This is a genomic window from Niveispirillum sp. SYP-B3756 (assembly GCF_009495745.1).
Taxonomy (GTDB): Bacteria; Pseudomonadota; Alphaproteobacteria; order Azospirillales; family Azospirillaceae; genus Niveispirillum.
Window position 1 is genome coordinate 1 of the sequence record NZ_WIDQ01000027.1, and the last position, 19,167, is coordinate 19,167.

At 63.4% G+C, this 19,167-nt stretch carries 15 protein-coding genes; 5 read left to right on the forward strand and 10 right to left on the reverse strand.

Going from position 1 to position 19,167, the window contains the following annotated elements:
- From GE253_RS24590 to GE253_RS24600, 3 genes are all read right to left on the reverse strand, one after another.
- Positions 1-599, reverse strand: a 599-nt coding sequence (locus GE253_RS24590; protein WP_153206808.1) for a hypothetical protein, incomplete at its 3' end; no start/stop codon positions are given.
- 245 nt (positions 600-844) lie between these two features.
- Entirely contained in the window at positions 845-2,044 is a 1,200-nt protein-coding gene (locus tag GE253_RS24595; protein ID WP_153206809.1) for a Xaa-Pro peptidase family protein, read from the reverse strand.
- Positions 2,045-2,056: 12 nt separating this feature from the next.
- Positions 2,057-3,295 (reverse strand): FAD-binding oxidoreductase, encoded by a 1,239-nt coding sequence (locus GE253_RS24600; protein WP_153206810.1) that lies wholly within the window; start codon positions 3,293-3,295, stop codon positions 2,057-2,059.
- Positions 3,296-3,363: 68 nt separating this feature from the next.
- On the opposite strand from GE253_RS24600, the gene GE253_RS24605 reads away from it, so the two are divergent.
- Together GE253_RS24605 and GE253_RS24610 are read left to right on the forward strand one after the other, a co-directional pair.
- Positions 3,364-4,269 carry a dihydrodipicolinate synthase family protein gene (locus GE253_RS24605; RefSeq protein ID WP_153206811.1) on the forward strand — a complete coding sequence of 302 codons (906 nt, stop codon included), beginning with the start codon at positions 3,364-3,366 and terminating at the stop codon, positions 4,267-4,269.
- A gap of 284 nt (positions 4,270-4,553) precedes the next feature.
- Positions 4,554-7,460: a TonB-dependent receptor gene (locus GE253_RS24610; RefSeq protein WP_153206812.1), complete on the forward strand. Its 2,907-nt coding sequence runs from the start codon at positions 4,554-4,556 to the stop codon at positions 7,458-7,460.
- A 68-nt stretch (positions 7,461-7,528) separates the two neighbouring features.
- Here GE253_RS24610 and GE253_RS24615 read toward each other — a convergent pair whose 3' ends face one another.
- The 4 genes from GE253_RS24615 to GE253_RS24630 form a co-directional block, all read right to left on the reverse strand.
- A complete protein-coding gene (locus tag GE253_RS24615; RefSeq protein WP_348770948.1) occupies positions 7,529-7,840 on the reverse strand; it encodes a metalloregulator ArsR/SmtB family transcription factor in 312 nt (103 codons plus the stop codon).
- 254 nt (positions 7,841-8,094) lie between these two features.
- Positions 8,095-11,304, reverse strand: coding sequence for an efflux RND transporter permease subunit (locus GE253_RS24620; RefSeq protein WP_153206814.1), 3,210 nt, complete (start codon positions 11,302-11,304; stop codon positions 8,095-8,097).
- The gene (locus GE253_RS24625; protein WP_153206815.1) at positions 11,301-12,296 is read right to left on the reverse strand and encodes an efflux RND transporter periplasmic adaptor subunit; all 996 of its coding nucleotides are present in this window, start codon (positions 12,294-12,296) and stop codon (positions 11,301-11,303) included. Before GE253_RS24625 ends, GE253_RS24620 begins: the two co-directional genes overlap by 4 nt.
- A 29-nt stretch (positions 12,297-12,325) precedes the next feature.
- Positions 12,326-12,673 carry a rhodanese-like domain-containing protein gene (locus tag GE253_RS24630; RefSeq protein ID WP_153206816.1) on the reverse strand — a complete coding sequence of 116 codons (348 nt, stop codon included), beginning with the start codon at positions 12,671-12,673 and terminating at the stop codon, positions 12,326-12,328.
- 200 nt (positions 12,674-12,873) lie between these two features.
- Between GE253_RS24630 and GE253_RS24635 the strand changes: the two genes are divergently transcribed.
- The 3 genes from GE253_RS24635 (at position 12,874) to GE253_RS24645 (ending at position 15,366) form a co-directional block, all read left to right on the forward strand.
- Complete coding sequence (locus GE253_RS24635) at positions 12,874-14,148, forward strand: FAD-dependent oxidoreductase (protein WP_153206817.1); 1,275 nt, start codon at positions 12,874-12,876, stop codon at positions 14,146-14,148.
- A gap of 29 nt (positions 14,149-14,177) precedes the next feature.
- Positions 14,178-14,381, forward strand: coding sequence for a DUF2892 domain-containing protein (locus tag GE253_RS24640; RefSeq protein WP_089289166.1), 204 nt, complete (start codon positions 14,178-14,180; stop codon positions 14,379-14,381).
- A gap of 334 nt (positions 14,382-14,715) precedes the next feature.
- Positions 14,716-15,366, forward strand: coding sequence for a response regulator transcription factor (locus tag GE253_RS24645; RefSeq protein WP_153206818.1), 651 nt, complete (start codon positions 14,716-14,718; stop codon positions 15,364-15,366).
- 110 nt (positions 15,367-15,476) lie between these two features.
- Here GE253_RS24645 and GE253_RS24650 read toward each other — a convergent pair whose 3' ends face one another.
- Genes GE253_RS24650 through GE253_RS26625 form a run of 3 tightly spaced genes read right to left on the reverse strand, consistent with a single transcriptional unit; the run spans position 15,477 to position 19,135 of the window.
- Positions 15,477-16,448 (reverse strand): ABC transporter permease, encoded by a 972-nt coding sequence (locus GE253_RS24650; protein ID WP_153206829.1) that lies wholly within the window; start codon positions 16,446-16,448, stop codon positions 15,477-15,479.
- Between the two features lie 4 nt (positions 16,449-16,452).
- The gene (locus GE253_RS24655; RefSeq protein ID WP_153206819.1) at positions 16,453-17,562 is read right to left on the reverse strand and encodes an ABC transporter permease; all 1,110 of its coding nucleotides are present in this window, start codon (positions 17,560-17,562) and stop codon (positions 16,453-16,455) included.
- Position 17,563: 1 nt separating this feature from the next.
- Positions 17,564-19,135, reverse strand: a complete 1,572-nt coding sequence (locus GE253_RS26625; protein ID WP_348770949.1) for an ABC transporter ATP-binding protein — start codon at positions 19,133-19,135, stop codon at positions 17,564-17,566.
- Positions 19,136-19,167 lie beyond the last annotated feature (32 nt).

Consider the following 19,167-nt stretch of genomic DNA (forward strand, 5'->3'; position numbering starts at 1 on the left):
TGAGCGAGGCTGATGGTGCCGGGCTGAGCGAAGCTGATGGTGCCCGGCTGAGCGAGGCTGATGGTGCCGGGCTGAGCGAAGCTGATGGTGCCCGGCTGAGCGAGGCTGATGGTGCCGGGCTGAGCGAAGCTGATGGTGCCGGGCTGAGCGAGGCTGATGGTGCCGGGCTGAGCGAAGCTGATGGTACCGGGCTGAGCGAAGCTGATGGTACCGGGCTGAGCGAAGCTGATGGTACCGGGCTGAGCGAAGCTGATGGTACCGGGCTGAGCGAAGCTGATGGTGCCCGGCTGAGCGAGGCTGATGGTGCCGGGCTGAGCGAGGCTGATGGTGCCCGGCTGAGCGAGGCTGATGGTGCCGGGCTGAGCGAAGCTGATGGTACCGGGCTGAGCGAGGCTGATGGTGCCCGGCTGAGCGAAGCTGATGGTGCCCGGCTGAGCGAGGCTGATGGTGCCGGGCTGAGCGAAGCTGATGGTACCGGGCTGAGCAAAGCTGATGGTCTGCGGGTAATAGCAGCTGGCGGGGGCGCAGGGGAGCGCCTGCGGATAAGAAATCGTTTGGGGATAGGAAATTGTTTGCGGGTAACCCGGACAGCCAAACATACAGCACCTCTCCCTAAGCCCAAGGCGATGGGCGTTGCAATTTCAGCAGGCCCCGGATCGGCGACCGCCATTCTGGTTAGCCCATATGGGCTATATATCTATATTATACGGTGAGCGCTGATTGGTAAATTACCCTCTTAACGGGTGTTGTGTGAATTTTTTTCCGTGTACCGGATCAGACCTCTGGTACGGGACCGGTTCTGAAGGTCACCCGCCCGGCACCTGCACGGGCGGGTTGCCATTGTTCAGCCGAACGGACGGTCGATGGACGGCGACGGCTGTGTGAACCATGCGGCACCGGTTTCAGTCACATGGAAATGGTCTTCCAGGCGAATGCCGAACTGGTCGGGTACGACGATCATCGGCTCATTAGAAAAGCACATGCCGGCGGCCAGCGGGGTCTTGTCGCCGCGCACCAGATAGGCAGCCTCGTGGATCGACAGGCCGATTCCATGGCCCGTCCGATGGGGCAGGCCGGGCAGCCGGTAATCGGGGCCCAGACCATGCGCCTCCAGCACGCGGCGAGCGGCGGCGTCCACCGCCTCGCACAGAACGCCGGGACGTACGGCATCGAAGGCGGCCTGCTGGGCCTCCCGCTCAATCGCCCAGATGCGCCGATGTTCGGGCGTGGGCTCGCCGAACACATAGGTGCGGGTGATGTCGGAATTATAGCCCTGGACCAGACAGCCGGTATCGATCAGCACCACATCACCTTCCGTCAGCACGCTTTCCCCTGGTAACCCGTGCGGGAAGGCGGTGGAACGGCCGAACTGGACGATGCAGAAACTATTGCCGGCAGCGCTAAGTGCCCGATGCGCCTGTTCGATGAAACGCTTCACCTCCGTGGCGGTGATGCCAGGGTGCAGGATGCGGGCGGCCCGGCGTTGCACCTCCAGCGTCATCTGTTTGGCCTGACGCAGGGCCGCCAGTTCGGCCGCGGATTTCACCATGCGGCAGCCATCGATCACCGGCGTGGCATCCAGCAGGTTGACGCCCGGTGCGGCCTTGCGCAGCCTCTCCACCATGGTGAAGGCCATGGCAGGATCAATGGCCAGGGTGGTAACTCCCCGTTCCGCCAGTGCGCCGGCCACCAGCGCATAGGGGCTTTCATGTTCCTGCCAATCACGCACGCTGGCGGAAATGGCCGTGTCGGCGGCGAGCGACCCCAGTTCGAAGGTGGGGGAGAACAGCAGCGGATCGCCCGACCGGGTCAGCAGCATGGCGACCAGCCGTTCTGAGGCGCCCCAGGGCACGCCAGCGAAATAATGCAGGCTGGCCCCGGCCCCCACCAACATGGCATCGGCCCCGATCGTCCCCATCAGGCGGCGGGCCTGTTCCAGCCGCGCCTCCCGCTCCGCTGGGGTGATGGCGGGGGCGATATCCGCCCAGGGGCCAAGGCCAGCAAGCTCCATTTCGATAGTGGAACCACCGATACCGGTTGTCATAATGATTATTCCTTATCCGAAACGATCAAGATCGAAGGGCGAAAGATCAAGGGCGGGGCGCTGGTCCGTCGCCTGGGCGGCGATCAATTCCCCCGTCAATGGCCCCAGCGTCAGGCCCAGATGCTGATGCCCGAAGGCATAGAACAGATTGCCCGCCCGGTCACTGCGACCGATGGCGGGCAGATAGTCGGGCAGGGTGGGGCGGCTGCCCACCCATTCGGCGGCGGGCAGGGGGAAGGGCAGGCCCAGCGCCTGCACACGGCGGCGCAGCCGTTCCCATTTCTGCGGATCGGCGGGGCTGTCCGGATGGCTGAATTCCACAAAGCTGGAACAGCGCAGATAATCGGCAAAGCGGGTGACGATCAGCGACCGATCCTCAAACACCAACGGCGGCAGATCGGCCGGCCATTCCCCCGGCGGGGCGTGCAAATGGTACCCGCGTTCGGCGATCATCGGTACCCGATGGCCCAGGCTTTCCATCAGCGGGCGGCTGGCCACCCCGGCGGTGACGATAATGCCATCACTCGCCAACAGCGTGCCATCGGCCAGCCGCACCGCCGCCCTTCCATCCGTCACCGGCAGGGCGATGGCCTTGCCAGTGACGATCTGCCCATCCCGGCCCAGCAGCTTCTCCCGCATCGCCTGGAACAGCCGGTCGTGGCTGGCAATCTGGCCGCTGCCCCGGAAACGGATGCCGCCGGCCGGGTCACGCCCCAGCAGGGCGCGCAACTGCGCCGTCTCTTCCCTGTCGATGGGGTGAAAATCCGTGGTGCCGGTATCGCTGGCCTGCCAGCGGGCCAGGCCGGCGGCGGCACTCTGCGGTGTGTCCCACAAGACAAAATGACCATCCTGCCGCAGCAGATCGGGCTGGCCCAGCCCGGATACCAGCCGCTGCCAGGCCGGCATGGAATGGGTGACCAGCCCCTTCAGCGCCACCGATCCGGCCCGAAAGGTCTTCGGTCGCGCCGCCAGCGCCAGCCGGATGCCAAAGGGCAGCCAATGCCGGAGGTCGCGCAAGGGCAGGGACAGGGCGTCATCGCTGGCCAGCAGGCGCCCCGGCACCCCGCGCAGCGTGGCCGGGCTGGCCAGCGGCTCCACCTGCTCCACCGCGATATGCCCGGCATTGCCCCAGGAGGCGGGTGGCTGATCCGGCGCGTCATCCACCAGCGTTACCGACAGGCCCTTGTCCTGCAAGGCCAACGCCGTTGACAAACCCAGAATGCCTGCACCAATCACGAGAAATTGCGGCATAGCAACAAACTCCTTTTCAAATGGCATTATATACTGTATACGATTGTCAATTCAACGGAGGATTTAAGATGGCGGAGCTTACGTGGCGTGGTGTTTACCCTGCGGCGACCACGCAGTTTGCGGAAGATTTGTCGATTGATCATGACGCGACAGCCGGTGTCCAGGATGCGCTGATCCGCGATGGTGTGGATGGCTTGATCCTGCTGGGCACCTGCGGCGAGAATAACTCGCTGGAGCCCGACGAGAAGCGGGCGGTGCTGGCCCGGGCGCGGGAGAATGTGGCCGGCCGGGTGCCGGTGGTGACCGGCGTGTCGGAACTGACCACATCCCGCGCCGTCGCCTTTGCCCGCGATGCGGAGGCGCTGGGCGTCGATGGGCTGATGCTGCTGCCCGCCATGGTCTATGTGCCGACCGAAGAAGAGCTGTACACCCATTTCAAGGCGGTGGCGGCGGCGACCAGCCTGCCGATCATGCTCTATAACAACCCGCCCGCCTATCGCGTCTCCATCTCCGCCCGCGTGCTGGAAAAGCTGGCCGATATTCCCAACATCGTTGCGGTCAAGGAAAGCGCCCCCGATCCGCGCCGCTTCACCGACCTGATCAATATCTTCGGCGACCGCTATGTGCTGATGGCTGGGCTGGATGATGTGGCGCTGGAAGGCATGATCCTGGGTGCCCATGGCTGGGTGTCCGGCCTGACCAGCGCCTTCCCGCAGGAATCGGTGGCCCTGGTCGCCGCCCTGCAACGCGGCGATATTGAAGAGGCCCGGCGCATCTATCGCTGGTTCATGCCCCTGTTGCATCTGGATGCTGAGCATGATCTCGTCCAGTCCATCAAGCTGGCTGAACAGATCATGGGCCGTGGCTCCGAACGTGTCCGCCTGCCCCGCCTGCCGCTCGCCGGTGAGCGTCGCAAACAGGTCATCGACATGGTCGAAAAAGCTGCCGCCACACGGCCCATCGGGCCGAAATAACCTAGCCAAGACCGAAGGCCCGGCGCTCCCCCGCCGGGCCTTTTGCATTTCAGCATCCGTTGGGCGGGTGCCGCGCGACCGCGCCGACTGACCACACAAAAGCTAAAAATACCATTATATAACAATATATTATGTGCTTTCAGCGTCGAGGGGCTTGCCCCTGCCGCGGTCAAATAGTCAGCGTAATTACTTTATATCGTATAAGATATTTGACATGTCGGGCCAACTGGGCGAAGTTTTCCCCAGACGCGGAACGGGGAGCGTCATAAAGGGGAGTTCAATCAATGAAACGGGTATTCCACAAGGTCGGCCTGCTGGCCGGCACGGCCATCGCACTGGCCGGCGTTACCGCACCGATGGCCCTGGCGCAGGACCAGGAGTTGAGCGAAATCATCGTCACCGGCACGCGCCTGAAAGGGCCGAACCTGCAGACGGCCAGCCCGCTGACCGCCGTGGGTGAGGCGGAGATCAAGTTTCAAGGCGCGGTGCAGGTTGAAAATGTGCTGAACCGCCTGCCGCAATTCACTGCCGATGCCAATGAGAATGCCTCCAACGGGGCGGATGGCACGGCGCGGGTGAATCTGCGCAATCTGGGTTCGGTGCGCAATCTGGTGCTGATCGACGGCCAGCGGATGCTGCCGCCGGAAACCGCCGACCTGAACTTCATCCCCAGCGCCATGATTGAGCGGGTGGATGTGGTGTCCGGCGGTGCCTCCGCTGTTTATGGTTCCGACGCCATTTCCGGCGTGGTGAATTTCATTCTGCGCAAGAATTTGGACGGCGTTTACGCCGACATGCAATATTCCATCAACCATACCCGCAACGATAATTCCTATGTCCGTTCCCTGCTGAACAAACGGGGATATGAACTGGCGCCCAAGAGCACCTGGGACGGCGCCAAGAAGGACATCAATGTCGCCATGGGCTTCAATTCCGGTGACAAGAAGGGCAATGTCACCTTCTATGCCGGATACCGTGAAAATAACCCTGTCACCCAGGACAGCCGCGACTATTCATCCTGCGCCCTGGATCCGGCCGGCCCCGATGCGCTGGCCTGCGGCGGGTCCAGCAATAATTCCTATGGCCTGTTCTCGTTCCAAAGCGCGCAGACCGGCATGAATGTCACCCTGAACAACACCAAGGACGGCCAGAAGAGCTGGGTGCCCTATGACAGTTCCTTTGCCTATAATTATTCGCCGACCAACTATATCCAGCGTTCCGACAGCCGGGTGACGGCGGGTGCCGTCGGCCATTATGAGTTGGCCGTGGAAGCCGAGCTCTATGGTTCCTTCATGTTCATGGAGGATCATACCTTCTCGCAAGCGGCCCCGTCCGCCCTGTTCCAGGGTACGGTGTTCAAGATCAATTGCGACAATCCGCTGATGTCGGCCGGCCAGGCGGCACAGCTCTGCGGCAGTGCCACCGGGCAGGCCGTCGATAAGGATACGTTCATCGGCTACCGCCTGACCGGCCCCGGCAGCGAGCCGCGCCGCGACGATCTGCGCCACACGGCCTATCGTGTCAGCAGCGGGGTGCGCGGCAAGCTGGGCGACAATTGGACCTATGATGCCAATTTCCTCTATTCCAGCATCCGGCTGGAAGAGAGCTATAAGAACAATGTCGATAATGCCAAGGCGCAGAAGGCCTTGCAGGTGGTGAATGTCAATGGCACGCCCACCTGTAAATCCAAGATCGACGGCACCGACCCGTCCTGTACGCCGATTGACGTGTTCAAATATAACGGCATCAGTGCAGCCGGGTACCAGTATCTCTATGCCCCCACCTATACCAATGGGGTGCAGACGGAGCGCGTGTTCAGCGCCGGCGTGACCGGGCAGCTGGGGGATTACGGCCTGCAAAGCCCGTTCGCCGAACAGGGTTTCAGCATCGCGCTGGGTGCCGAACATCGTGATGAAACGCTCGATTACCAGGCCGATGCCCTGGCCCAGGCCGGCGGCATCAAGCCGAACAATGGCAAGCTGAATGTGGAGGAGTTCTACGGCGAATTGCAAGTGCCGCTGGTGCAGGATCGCCCGCTGGTGAAGGAGCTGTCGCTGAATGGCGGCTACCGCATGTCGCGCTATTCCAACAATGATGATTGGGTGAAAACCTATAAGACGGAGCTGCAATATGCGCCGACGGACGATGTGCGTCTGCGCGGTTCCTATAACCGTGCCGTCCGTGCCGCCAATATCAGCGAACTCTATGCCCAGCAGAGCCTGGGGAATGTCGCGTCACAAGACCCTTGTTCGGGCAATAATCCCAGCGCCTCGCTGGCGGCCTGCCAGCGCAGCGGCATGACGGCAGCCCAATATGGCAATACGCTGGAATGCCCGGCCGATACCTGTGTGGCCCAGGGCGGCGGCAACCCGCTGTTGAAACCGGAAGAGGCTGACACCTTCACCGGCGGTGTGGTGCTGACGCCGGAATTTGTGCCCGGCCTGTCGCTGACGGTGGATTATTTCCACATCAATATCGACAAATATATCGGTGCGGTTGACGCCCAGACCGTCATCAACCAGTGCATCCAGACGGGTAACCCGTTCTTCTGCAATCTGTTCCATCGTGATCCCAGCAATGGCGTGCTGTTCGGCAATAACGGCTATATTGTTTCCACCCAGCAGAATACCGGTTATCTGCGCACCTCCGGCCTGGATGTGCAGGGTGATTACCGGTTCGATCTGGAAGATCTGATCCAGCGCGATCTGGGCAGCATCAATATTGGTCTGGTTGGCACCTACCTGCTGAAGCGGGAGACAGAGCAGTTGCCGGGCCTGGGTTCCTATGAATGCAAGGGCCTGTTCGGCCCCACCTGCGGCCAGCCCAACCCCACCTGGCGTCACCAGCTGCGCACCACCTGGCAGATGCCATGGATGAATGCCAACCTGTCGATCAACTGGCGCTATTTCGGCTCGGTCAAACTGTCCAGCAATACGGATAACGAGTTCCTGGCTGGCACCAAGAGCAATATCAACGCCAAGATCGGTGCCTATAATTACTTCGATCTCACCGGCTCGGTGGAAGTCTATGAAGGGGCGACTCTGCGCGCCGGTGTGAACAATATCTTCGACAAGGCCCCGCCGGCCATCGCGGCCGGGCTGCTCAGCTCCTTTGGCAATGGCAATACCTATCCGGGTGTTTATGACGCGCTGGGCATGAACCTGTTTGTTGGTATGACGCTGAAGCTCTGATCAGGAGCTGGCAGGGTGCGGGAAATGGCTTTTCCGCACCCTGCGAATAGGGGTCATCCCTCTTGATATCACCCGCACGCATTCTCCGCCGGCGTCGCACAGTAAAGCTCATACAGGGTCTGGATTACCCGGCCGGCTTCCGCGCTGGCCAGGGCGTAATAGATGGTCTGGCCGTCGCGGCGGGCGCGGACCAGGCCGTCTTTACGCAGCAAGGCCAATTGCTGGGAGACCGCCGTTTCGCGCACGCCAATGCGCTGGGCCAGATCGCCAACGGACCGTTCGCCCTGGATCAACTGGCACAAGATCATCAGGCGGGAGCGGTTGCCCAGCGCCTTCAACAGATCGACCGCACGGTCGGCATTCGCTTGCATGTCATGCATATTCATATCCATGCAGATAGAGGGGATTTCGGGGGGCGTCAACGGGGGGAGGGTAGCGACATGCGACGTTGGAAAGGGGAATGTCTGTTTTCATGCAACCACTACCGTCACCCCGGCGGAGGCCGGGGTCCAGTATCGTAGAACGAAGCGCCTGTGGCCCCTGGACCCCGGCCTCCGCCGGGGTGACGGTGGAATGGTTACGGAAAGCCACTGCACCCAAGAGACTGTCGTAAATAATGGCTTGAGAAAGCCCCCTACACCACCTTCCCCCCATCGCGCAGCACGATGTAGATGCACGGGATCACCAGCACGGTCAGCAGCGTGGAAGACGCCAACCCGAACAGCAGCGACACCGCCAGCCCCTGGAAGATCGGGTCGGTCAGGATGGTGGCGGCCCCGATCATCGCCGCCAGGGCCGTCAGCAGGATCGGCTTGAACCGCACGGCCCCCGCTTCCAGCAAGACCTCGCGCAAGGTATGCCCCTTGCCGGCACCGTGGCGGATGAAATCCACCAGCAGGATGGAGTTGCGGACGATGATGCCGGCCAGCGCGATGAAGCCGATCATCGAGGTGGCGGTGAAGGCCGCCCCCAGCAACCAATGGCCCAGCATGATGCCGATCAAGGTCAACGGGATCGGCGTCAGGATCACCAGCGGCAGGCGGAAGCTGCCGAACTGCGCCACCACCAGCACATAAATGGCCAGGATCGCCACGCCAAAGGCCGCCCCCATGTCGCGGAAGGTGACATAGGTGACCTCCCATTCCCCATCCCATAACAGGCTGGGTTTACTTTCATCCGCCGGCTGACCGGCCAGCCGGATGCTGGGTTTGGGCAGGTTGCCCCAATCATGGGCGTCAATCGCGTCGGCCACCGCCCCCATGCCATAGATCGGTGCCTCAAAACGGCCGGCCAGTTCGGCGGTCACCATATCGGTGAAATAACCGTCGCGGCGGAACAGCACGGGCGAGCCCTCCTCCCGCGTCACCCGCAGCACCTCTCCCAACTCCACTACTCGGTTGGAACCGGGCAGGGCATTGGCCGGCACCGGGGTGGCGGCCAGCCGCTCGGTCCAGGCGCGGGCATCCTTGGGCAGGGCGATGCTGATATCGATGGGGTACCGTTCCTCCCCGCGATGGGAATAGCCCATAGGCGTGCTGCCCAGAACGGTCCGGATCGCCGCGTACACGGCCGATTGTTCAACGCCTAAGAATTCCAGCTTGTCCTGATCGATGGACAGGCGCAGGCGCGGCTGGGGCGTGCCGAAACTATCATCAATATCGGTGATGAAGGGGATGGTGGCGAACAGCTTGCGCAGCTCCAGCGCCACGGCGCGGCGGGTGGCGGCATCGGGACCGTAGATTTCCGCCAGCAAGGTGGCCAGCACCGGTGGGCCGGGCGGCACCTCCACCACCTTCACCACCGCCCCTTCCGGCAGCTTCAAGGCCGCCAGCAGCTTGGCGCGCAGGTCCAGGGCGATGGCGTGGCTTTCCCGATCCCGCTCCCCCTTGGGCAGCAGGTTTAGCTGTACATCGCCCAGTTCAGGGCTGGCGCGCAGGAAGCTGTGACGGACCAGACCATTGAAATTGAAGGGGGCCGCCGTGCCGGCATAGATCTGGGCCGACCGCACCTCCGGCAAGGTACCGGCGATTTCCGCCGCCTGGAACAGCAGGCGCTGGGTGTCCTGCAGGCTGGCGCCGCGCGGCAGGTTCAATTCCACCGACAATTCCGATTTATTATCAAACGGCAGCAGCTTCACCGTCACGCTTTTCGTGGTGAACAGGCCCAGCGCCACCAGGGTGGCAATGCCGACGACGGCCAGGAAAATCCCGGCAGGGCGGCGGGAGGAGAGCAAGGGTGTCGCCACCCGGCGATAAAGCCGGCCCAGCGGCCCGCCATCATGCGCACCCTCATGCCCAGCGCCATCGGCCCCTTTGCCCGACAATTTCACCATCAGCCACGGGGCCAGCACCATGGCGGCGAAGAAGCTGAACAGCATGGCGGCCGAGGCATTGACCGGGATGGGTGCCATATAGGGCCCCATCATGCCGGAGACGAACAGCATGGGCAGGAGGGCGGCGATCACCGTCAGGGTGGCAACAATGGTGGGGTTCCCCACCTCCGCCACCGCCTGCACGGCGGCGGTCAGCCGGTCGCGCCCATCCTGCATCGCCCAATGGCGGGCGATATTCTCCACCACCACAATGGCATCATCCACCAGAATGCCGATGGCGAAGATCAGCGCAAACAGGCTGACCCGGTTGACGGTGTAGCCCATGATATGGGCGGCAAACAGCGTCATCAGGATGGTGACGGGAATGACCACCAGGGTCACCAGCGCCTCCCGCCGGCCAATGGCCAGCCAGATCAGCGCCACGATGGAGAGCGTAGCCAGCCCCAGATGGAACAGCAGTTCATCGGCCTTTTCAGAGGCTGTCTGGCCATAATCGCGCGTCACCTCCACATTGATGCCATCGGGGATCAGGCGGCCCCGCAGGCTTTCCACCCGCTCCAGAATGTTCTGGGAGACGGTGACGGCATTGGCCCCGGCCCGCTTGGCCAAGGCCAGGGTGACGGCGGGGACGCGCACGAAGGCGCCTTTCTCATCCCGCACCATGGTCCAGGCGCTGCGGTCCAGCGGCGCGCTGTCCAGCACCACCTGGGCGACATCGCGCACATAGACGGGGCGGCCATCGCGGCTGCCGATCAGCAGCAGGCCGATATCGGGCACCCCGCCCAGCGTCTGCCCGGCGGCCACGGCGACGCTACGCCCGCCTTCCAGCAGCCGCCCGGCCAGGAAGGAACGGTTGGCGCCCTGCACCTTGGCTGTCAATTGCTCCAGCGTGATGCCGTAGAGCGCCAGCTTTTCCGGGTCGGGTTCCACCCGCACCTGTTCGCCGATGCGACCGGAAAGATAGCTGGGGCCGATATCCGGCACCTTGATTAGTTCGGTGCGCAGCTTTTCCGCCAGCTTGCCCAGGTCGCGGTCGGTCCAACGGTCAGCCTGATCGGGCTTGGGCGACAGGGTGAGCGTGACGATGGCCACATCATTGATGCCGCGCCCGACAATCAGCGGTTCGGGGATGCCGGTAGGGATTTCATCCAGATGCGCCCGTACCTTGGCATGGACGCGCAGGATGGCATCATCCTCCGGTGTGCCCACCTTGAAACGGGCGGTCACCATCACCTGATCATCAGACGTCTGGCTGTAAACATGGTCAACGCCGTTGATACCCTTGACGATGGCTTCCAGCGGTTTGGTGACCAGTTCCGCCGCGTCAGGCGCCTTCAACCCGTCGGCGCTGACCATGATATCCACCATGGGCACGCTGATCTGCGGCTCCTCCTCCCGCGGGATGGTGGCCAGCGCGATCAGCCCGGCCACCAGAGAGGCCATAAGAAACAACGGGGTCAGCGGCGACCGCAGGGTCGCCCGGGTCAGAAGACCGGAAAGTCCCAGTTTCATGGCTGCACCAGAATGTCGCCGTTGCGCAGGCCGGAAAGGATTTCAACCCCAGCCAGACCGCCGGGCAGCGGGCGGGGCTGGCCGCGCTGTACCGGCACTTCCTCCACCTTGCCGTCAGGCCGGCGCACCTGCGCGAAATCCAGCCCGAAGCGGGTGGTGAGGTGATGGGCGGGCACCAGAATCACCGGTCGTTCGCCAGCATCGATCCAGACACGCACGCGCTGGCCGACATAATAGTCACCCAAGCCATCCACCTTGGCATCAGCTTGAACCCGCCCCTCGCTGATCTGCGGATAGACCAGGGTAATGGCCCCTTCCCCGTTACCGGCACCGGGCGCGATATCTTCCCCGTCCAGCCGCACCGGCGCGCCAGGTTTCAGACTGGCGGCATGGCGTTCAGGCACAGACAGTCGGAGTACATAATCCCGCCTGGCGATGGTAGCCACTACCTCCCCCGCCAGCACCACGGACCCTTGGGTGACCGGCACCGTCAATACCCGCCCGGCGGCGGGTGCCAGCACCTGGCCTTCGCGCATCTGCTGGCCCACCACGGCACGTTCGGCGGTGCGGGCCTTCAGGTTGTTGGCTGCCACATCCAGCACGGTGCGCAACTCATCCAACCGCTGCCGGGTGATGAAGCCGTTTTTCGACAAAGCCTCCCCGCGCTGAAGGTCGGCCTGGGCCTGGGCCAGTTGGGCGCGGGCGGCAGCGATCTGGGCTTCCAACCCGCTTTGCTGCAAACCCAGCTTCTCATCCCCGATCAGGGCGATCACCTGTCCGGCGGTAACCGTATCGCCTTCGCGCACGGTCAGGCCGGTGATGGTGCCGCCGGTGCGCACCCGCGCCGGCACCTTGTCCACCGTCTCCACCGTGGCAAACACCGCCTTTTCATCCGGCAAGGGCTGAAGGGTGACGGTGAAATCCCCCCCCGCCGCCAGGGCGGCAGGTGTCAGCAGCAGGGCTGTCAGGGTCGGCAATAAAAAGGCACGCATAGGCGGTTCCCCCCCGTTCTGGGTTTTTCTTAACGCCGGTCGATGGTGCCGCCGCTGGCCGGGTCCAGCGTGACGGTGGGCAGGCCGGCTGCGATCCAGGCCTGAATGCCGCCCGCCATATGTTCATGATGGTCGATCCCGGCCTCTGCACAGCGGGCTGCTGCCATGGCTGAGCGTTTGCCGGAACCGCAATGAAACACCACCCGCACCTTGCCCGGCGGCGGCAGGGCCGCAGGATCAAAGCTGGAAAGCGGGAACAGCAGCGCGCCGTGGATACGGGCACCGGCATATTCCGCCGGTTCGCGCACATCCACCAGCAGGATGGAACGATCAGCCAGCAGCGCCTTGACCTGGGCGGGGGAATGTTCCTTCAGCATCACTGGAGATCCTTCATATTTATATTCAGAGCTATGAAGGTATCGCTGCAAATGCCGGTCGTCAATCCGATCCTATATGCCCGCAACGCATGGCGGGACCGGCTAGTTATTCATATCTTCATATTTACGAATATACATTATCGTTGTCCAATCATAGTTGAGGTGCCGGGACAGCCGGCCCCATTGCGGGAGGAAACCACATGGCTGAGATTGTCGTATTAGGGGCAGGCCTGGGCGGAACCATCATGGCCTATGAATTGCTACCGCAATTGCGCCCAGAGGATCGCTTGACCCTGATCGGCCAGGGCAGCCGGTTTCAGTTCGTTCCCTCCAACCCCTGGGTGGCGGTGGGCTGGCGCAAGGCACCGGAGATCGAGGTGGAATTGGCGCCCATCATGGGACGCAAGAATATCCGTTTTATCGATGCAGGCGCAGCACGGGTGCATCCGGCGGAAAACCGCATCGATATCAAGGATGGCAGCAGCCTGACCTATGATTATCTGGTGATCGCCACCGGCCCCGACCTGGCCTTTGACGAGGTGCCGGGCCTGGGGCCGCAGGGCCATACCCAATCTATCTGCCAGACCCCGCACGCGACTGAGGCCTTTGCAGCATTTGAGCGGTTCTGCGCCAAGCCCGGCCCGGTGGTGGTGGGGGCGGCGCAGGGGGCGTCCTGCTTCGGCCCGGCCTATGAATTCGCCTTTGTGCTGGATACGGAACTGCGCAAGCGCGGCATCCGCGACAAGGTGCCGATGACCCTGGTGACGCCCGAACCCTATATCGGCCATCTGGGGCTGGACGGGGTGGGCGACACCAAATCCATGATGGAAAGCGAGCTGCGGCAGCGCCACATCAAATGGGTGACCAATGCGCGGGTGAAGCAGGTCAATCCCGACCGCATGATTGTGGAGGAAATGGCGATGGGCGGCCAGATCGCCGCCGCCCATGACCTGCCATTCGCCTATGCCATGCTGCTGCCCGCCTTTCGCGGCGTGCCCGCCCTCCGGGGGATCGAGGGGCTGACCAACCCGCGCGGCTTTGTGCTGGTGGACAAGCATCAGCAGAACACGGCCTTCCCGAATATCTTCGCTATCGGCGTCTGCGTGGCGCTGCCGCCGATAGGGCCGACCCCGGTGCCGGTGGGCGTGCCCAAAACCGGATTCATGATCGAATCCATGGTCACGGCGACGGCACTGAATATCGGCGCGCTGTTGCGGGGCGACAAACCGGTGCATAGCCCGACGCTGAACGCCGTCTGTCTGGCCGATTTCGGGGATGGCGGGGTGGCCTTCGTCGCCAAGCCACAAATCCCGCCGCGCAATGTCAACTGGTCGGCCAAGGGCACCTGGGTGCATTATGCCAAGATCGGGTTCGAGAAGTACTTTCTGCACAAGGTCCGCCGTGGCACGGCGGAACCTTTCTACGAACATTTCCTGATGGAACGGCTGAACATCAAGAAAGTGATGGAAGGCTGAGTTGACCCCTGTTGAAAATGGAGACGGAAATGAATGTTGATAAAGCTGTGCTCTCCTTTGCCGGCACCATGGTGCTGATCAGTGCGGCCCTTGCCTGGCTGGTGGGGCCGGTCTGGCTGTTGCTGACGGTATTTGTCGGTCTGAACATGCTGCAGGCCGGGATCACCGGCTTTTGCCCGGCGGCGATGATCTTTCGCCGGCTTGGGCTGCCGCCGGGGGTGGCGTTCCGCTAGGGCCTATTGCTGTTCCCTAAATGTCGGCGTTGGGGCTGTTTGCGGTCTGCCGCAAACAGCCCCAAACCGGGCGCCCGTTAACGATGCCCTTTGAAGGCCGCCCTCCCTTGGCCTGGAAAGGGGACATGGCAAGGCTGCGGTTGTAATACTCTTCAACACAATGTCGATTTCCGCCATTGCCCCTTCCGTATTGGGTCGATCCACCCTTAAGATCAGCCGGCGACCGTGGATAATGGGTGCCCCCCTTGTCCATAATGGTGATACGTGGTCGTTGCCTGAAGAAAGAATGGGGCGGCGAAGCCCCGGTGAGCGTCCCAGGGGAGGGGATCAGGGTATGGCATTCCGCATTCTGGTGGCCGACGATCATCCATTGATGCGCGCGGCCCTTTGTCAATCGGTCACCGGTGCCATTGCAGGACTGACGACGGTGGAGGCGGCGAGCTTCCCGGAGGTGGAATCAGCCTTGAAGCGGGAAGACAATATCGATGCCGTACTGCTGGACCTGCATATGCCCGGCATGAATGGGCTGATCGGTCTGGCCTTGCTGCGCAACGAATTTCCCGCCGTGCCGGTGATCGTGGTTTCCGCCATGGAGGATGCCACCACCATCCAGCGCGCCATGGATTATGGTGCCTCTGGTTTCGTGCCGAAATCCGCCCCCATCACCCATATTGGCGAAGCCATCAAGACGGTGATGGATGGCAATGTCTGGCTGCCATCCACCAATGGCCCGGCGGTGCCGGGTGATGGCGACATGGCCGCCCGCGTTGCCGGCCTGACGCCGCAGCAATTGCGCGTGCTGGCCGGCATTGCGGAGGGCAAGCTGAACAAGCAGATCGCCTATGAAATGGGCGTGGTGGAAACGACGGTGAAGGCCCATGTCACCGTCATCCTACGCCGCCTGGGCGTGGTCAGCCGGACCCAGGCCGCCATCGTGGCCAGCAAGCTGGCGCTTTCCGGTGGTGGAGAGACGGCGGAGGCTTGAGCCCCCCGCCGCTTCCTGTGCTTTTCGTTTATACTCTGTTGCCTTGATCAGAACCTATCGGTTCTGATCAAGGCCCTCAATCGCCGGCGCCAACATCCGTTGGCTTGGTATTAGCGTTCCTTCACATAGGGCCGGCCGCTGGCCTTGGGCGGAATGGCCTTGCCCATGAAGCCGGCCAGCAGCAGCACGGTCAGCAGATAGGGCAGCGCCTCGATCAATTGCACGGGCACTTCGCCCAGGCCCGGCATCACCACGCCCTGCAGGCGGGTTTGCAGCGCGTCGGCGGCGGCGAACAGCAGGCAGGCCAGCAGCGTGGGCACCGGCTTCCACTTGCCCAGGATCAGGGCGGCCAGCGCCAGATAGCCTTTGCCGGCGGTCATGTTGGTCTGGAAGCCCGCCCCTTGTGCGGTGGAAAGATAGGCACCGGCAAGGCCGCACAACAGGCCAGCGATCAGCACCGCCTGATAACGCAGCGCCGGCACGGAAATGCCCGCCGTATCCACGGCGGCCGGGTTTTCGCCCACGGCGCGCAGGCGCAGGCCGAAGCGGGTGCGATAGGCCACCCAGGCCGTCAGCGGCACCAGCGCCAGGGCCAGATAGACCAGGATATTATGGCCGCTGACCACCTCGGAATAGAATGATCCCAGCACCGGAATGCCACGCAGCGTCTCCGCCAGCGGCAGGGTCAGTTCACCAAAACGGGCCGTGGCCGGCAGGTTGGGGGTACGGCCCCCCATTTCGAACCAGGCATTGCCCAGCACGGCGGTCAGCCCCATGGCGGTGATGTTCAGCGCCACGCCGGAGACCACCTGATTGCCCCGGTGGGTGATGCAGGCAAAACCATGCAGCAGCGCCAGCAGCAGCGATGCGCCGATGGCGGCCAGCAGGCCCAGCCCGGCCGACCCGGTGGCGGCAGCGGTGGCGGCGGCGGCGAACGCTGCCATCAGCATCTTGCCCTCCAGCCCGATATCCACCACGCCCGCGCGTTCGGAGAAGAAGCCTGCCAGGGCCGCCAGCAGCAGCGGGGTTGCCAGACGCAACATGCTGTCCAGCAGGGAAAGCAGCCAGAAATAGCTGTCCATCATCTCACACCCCCGCCGGCTTTGGCGTGAACAGCCGGACCAGTGCCGGCCGGAACATATGTTCCAGGGCGCCGGCAAACAGGATCACCACGCCCTGGATCACCACCACCAGCTCGCGGCTGATCGAGGGATAGTCAAAAATCAGCTCCGTCCCGCCCTGGTACAGCATCCCGAACAGGATGGCGGCGGGTACGATGCCAGCGGGATGGTTGCGGCCCATCAGGGCCACGGCGATGCCGGTGAAGCCCATGCCCGCCGGGAAATTCAGCAGCAGCCGGTGCTGCACGCCATGGATTTCATTCACGCCCAGCAGGCCGGCCAGCGCGCCGGACAGGGCCATGGCGATGATGATCACTTTTTTCGGGTCGATCCCGGCATAGCGGGCGGCATTTTCATTGGCACCCACGGTGCGCAGGGCAAAGCCCCAGCGGGTATGCCAGATGAAGGCCCAGACCAGCACACAGGCGGCCAGCGCCAGAAACAGGGAGAAATTCAGCGGCGACGGGTTCATCTGGATGCCGATGGCGGCCGCCATATCCTGCACCAGCGGCAGGAAGGTCGCCTTGTCGAACTGCGCGCTTTCCGGCGACATCTGGCCCGGCCGGATCAGCACATTCACCATCAGGTAAACCATCAGCGAGGAGGCGATGAAATTGAACATGATGGTGGTGATGACGACATGGCTGCCGCGATAGGCCTGGAGATAGCCGGGGATCGCCCCCCAAAGGGCGCCAAAGGCGGCCCCGCCCAGGACGGAAAGCGGCAGCACCAGATACCAAGGCATGTCACCCACGGCCAGACAGACCAGGCCCACGCCCAGCCCGCCCAGATAGGCCTGCCCCTCGCCGCCGATATTGAACAGCCCGCCATGGAAGGCGACCGCCACGGCCAGCGCCGTGAAGATCAGGCTGGTGGCATAATAGAGCGTATAGCCCAGCCCCTCACTGGTGCCGAGTGCGCCCTGCACCATCGTCCACATGGCCCCCAGCGGGTCTTCCCCGATGGCCAGGATGACGATGGCCGACACGATCAGCGCCAGCACAACATTGATGACGGGCAGCAGCACACCCGTTGCCCACCAGGGCAGATTATCCGGTCCGGTTCCCGCACTCATCTTACTGTTCCTCGCCGGATGCGACGCCGGCCATCATGCTGCCAATACGGCCCTCGGTGGCCTCTGCGGCGGACAATTCGCCCACAATCTCCCCATCGCACATCACCAGGATGCGGTCGGACAGGGCCATGATTTCATCCAGTTCGGCGGAAATCAGCAAGATCGCCTTGCCCCGGTCACGCAGGCCCACCAATTGCTTGTGAATGAAGGCGATGGCGCCGATATCCACCCCGCGCGTCGGCTGGCCGACCAGCAGAATGTCCGGTTCCTTCTCCATCTCCCGCGCCATCACCAGCTTCTGCTGGTTGCCGCCGGAGAACAGGGCGGTGCGCAGCGACGGATCGCGCGGGCGCACATCGAACCGTTCCATCAGCTCTGCCGTCTTGGCGGTGACCCGCTTCCAGTCCAGTCGCCAGCCACGCCCCAGGGCCTTTTCCGCGTGATAGCCCAGGATGGCGCTCTGTGCGGCGGGGAATTCCTTCACCACGGCCAGTTTCAGCCGGTCTTCCGGCACATGGGCCAGACCGCGCCGCCGGGCATCCGCCGGGTCATAGGGGCTGCCGGCCGTCAGCATCTCCCCCTTCACGGTCAGCGTGCCGCTGGCAAAGGGCAACATGCCGGACAATACCCCCAGCAATTCCGACTGGCCATTGCCGGCAACGCCGGCCACGCCGACAATTTCCCCGGCCCGCACGGTCAGGCTGGCATTCTTCAAGGTGGTGACGCCGCGCGCATCCACCACATTCACGCCTTCGGCGGCCAGCAGCACGGGCCCGGCCGCCGCCGGGGCCTTTTCCACCTCCAGGTTGGCCTTGCGGCCCACCATGGCGTCGGCCAGTTGCTGCCGGTTGGTCTCCGCCGTGGCGAATTCCGCCACCACCGCCCCCCGGCGCAGCACCGACACATGGTCGGTGATGGCCATGATCTCTTTCAGCTTATGGGTGATCAGCACCACGGTGCGCCCCTCCGCCCGCAGCCGTTCCAGGATGCGGAACAGTTGCGCCACCTCCGGTGGGGAGAGCACGGCCGTCGGCTCGTCCAGGATCAGCACATCGGCGCCACGATAGAGCGCCTTCAGGATTTCCACCCGCTGCTGCACGCCCACCGGCAGGTCGGAGACCAGCGCGTCCAGCGGCACTTCCAGGCCGAAGGTACGCTCCAGCGCTTGCACGTCCTTGCGGGCGCGGGCCACGGCAGGGGCCAGCAGCGGCCCGCCCTCGTGCCCCAGCAGCAGATTTTCCAGCACGGTGAAGGTTTCCACCAGCATGAAATGCTGGTGCACCATGCCGATGCCAAGGCCGATGGCGTCTTGTGACCCCTTGATCGCCACCTCCTGGCCCCGCACCAGAATCTGGCCGCTATCGGCTTGGTAGAAACCGTAAAGGATGCTCATCAAGGTCGATTTGCCGGCCCCATTCTCCCCCACCAGCCCATGGATGGAGGCGGGCGCGAAGCGAAGCGTGACGTCCTTGTTGGCATGGACAGGGCCGAAGCGCTTGTCGATGCCGACAAGCTCCACCGCCCATTCATGGGCGGGTTTCGGGGCAGAATGCGGGGCCGGCGTGACGGTCACTGCGTGCATCCGTGGTGTTGGGTGTTCAACCG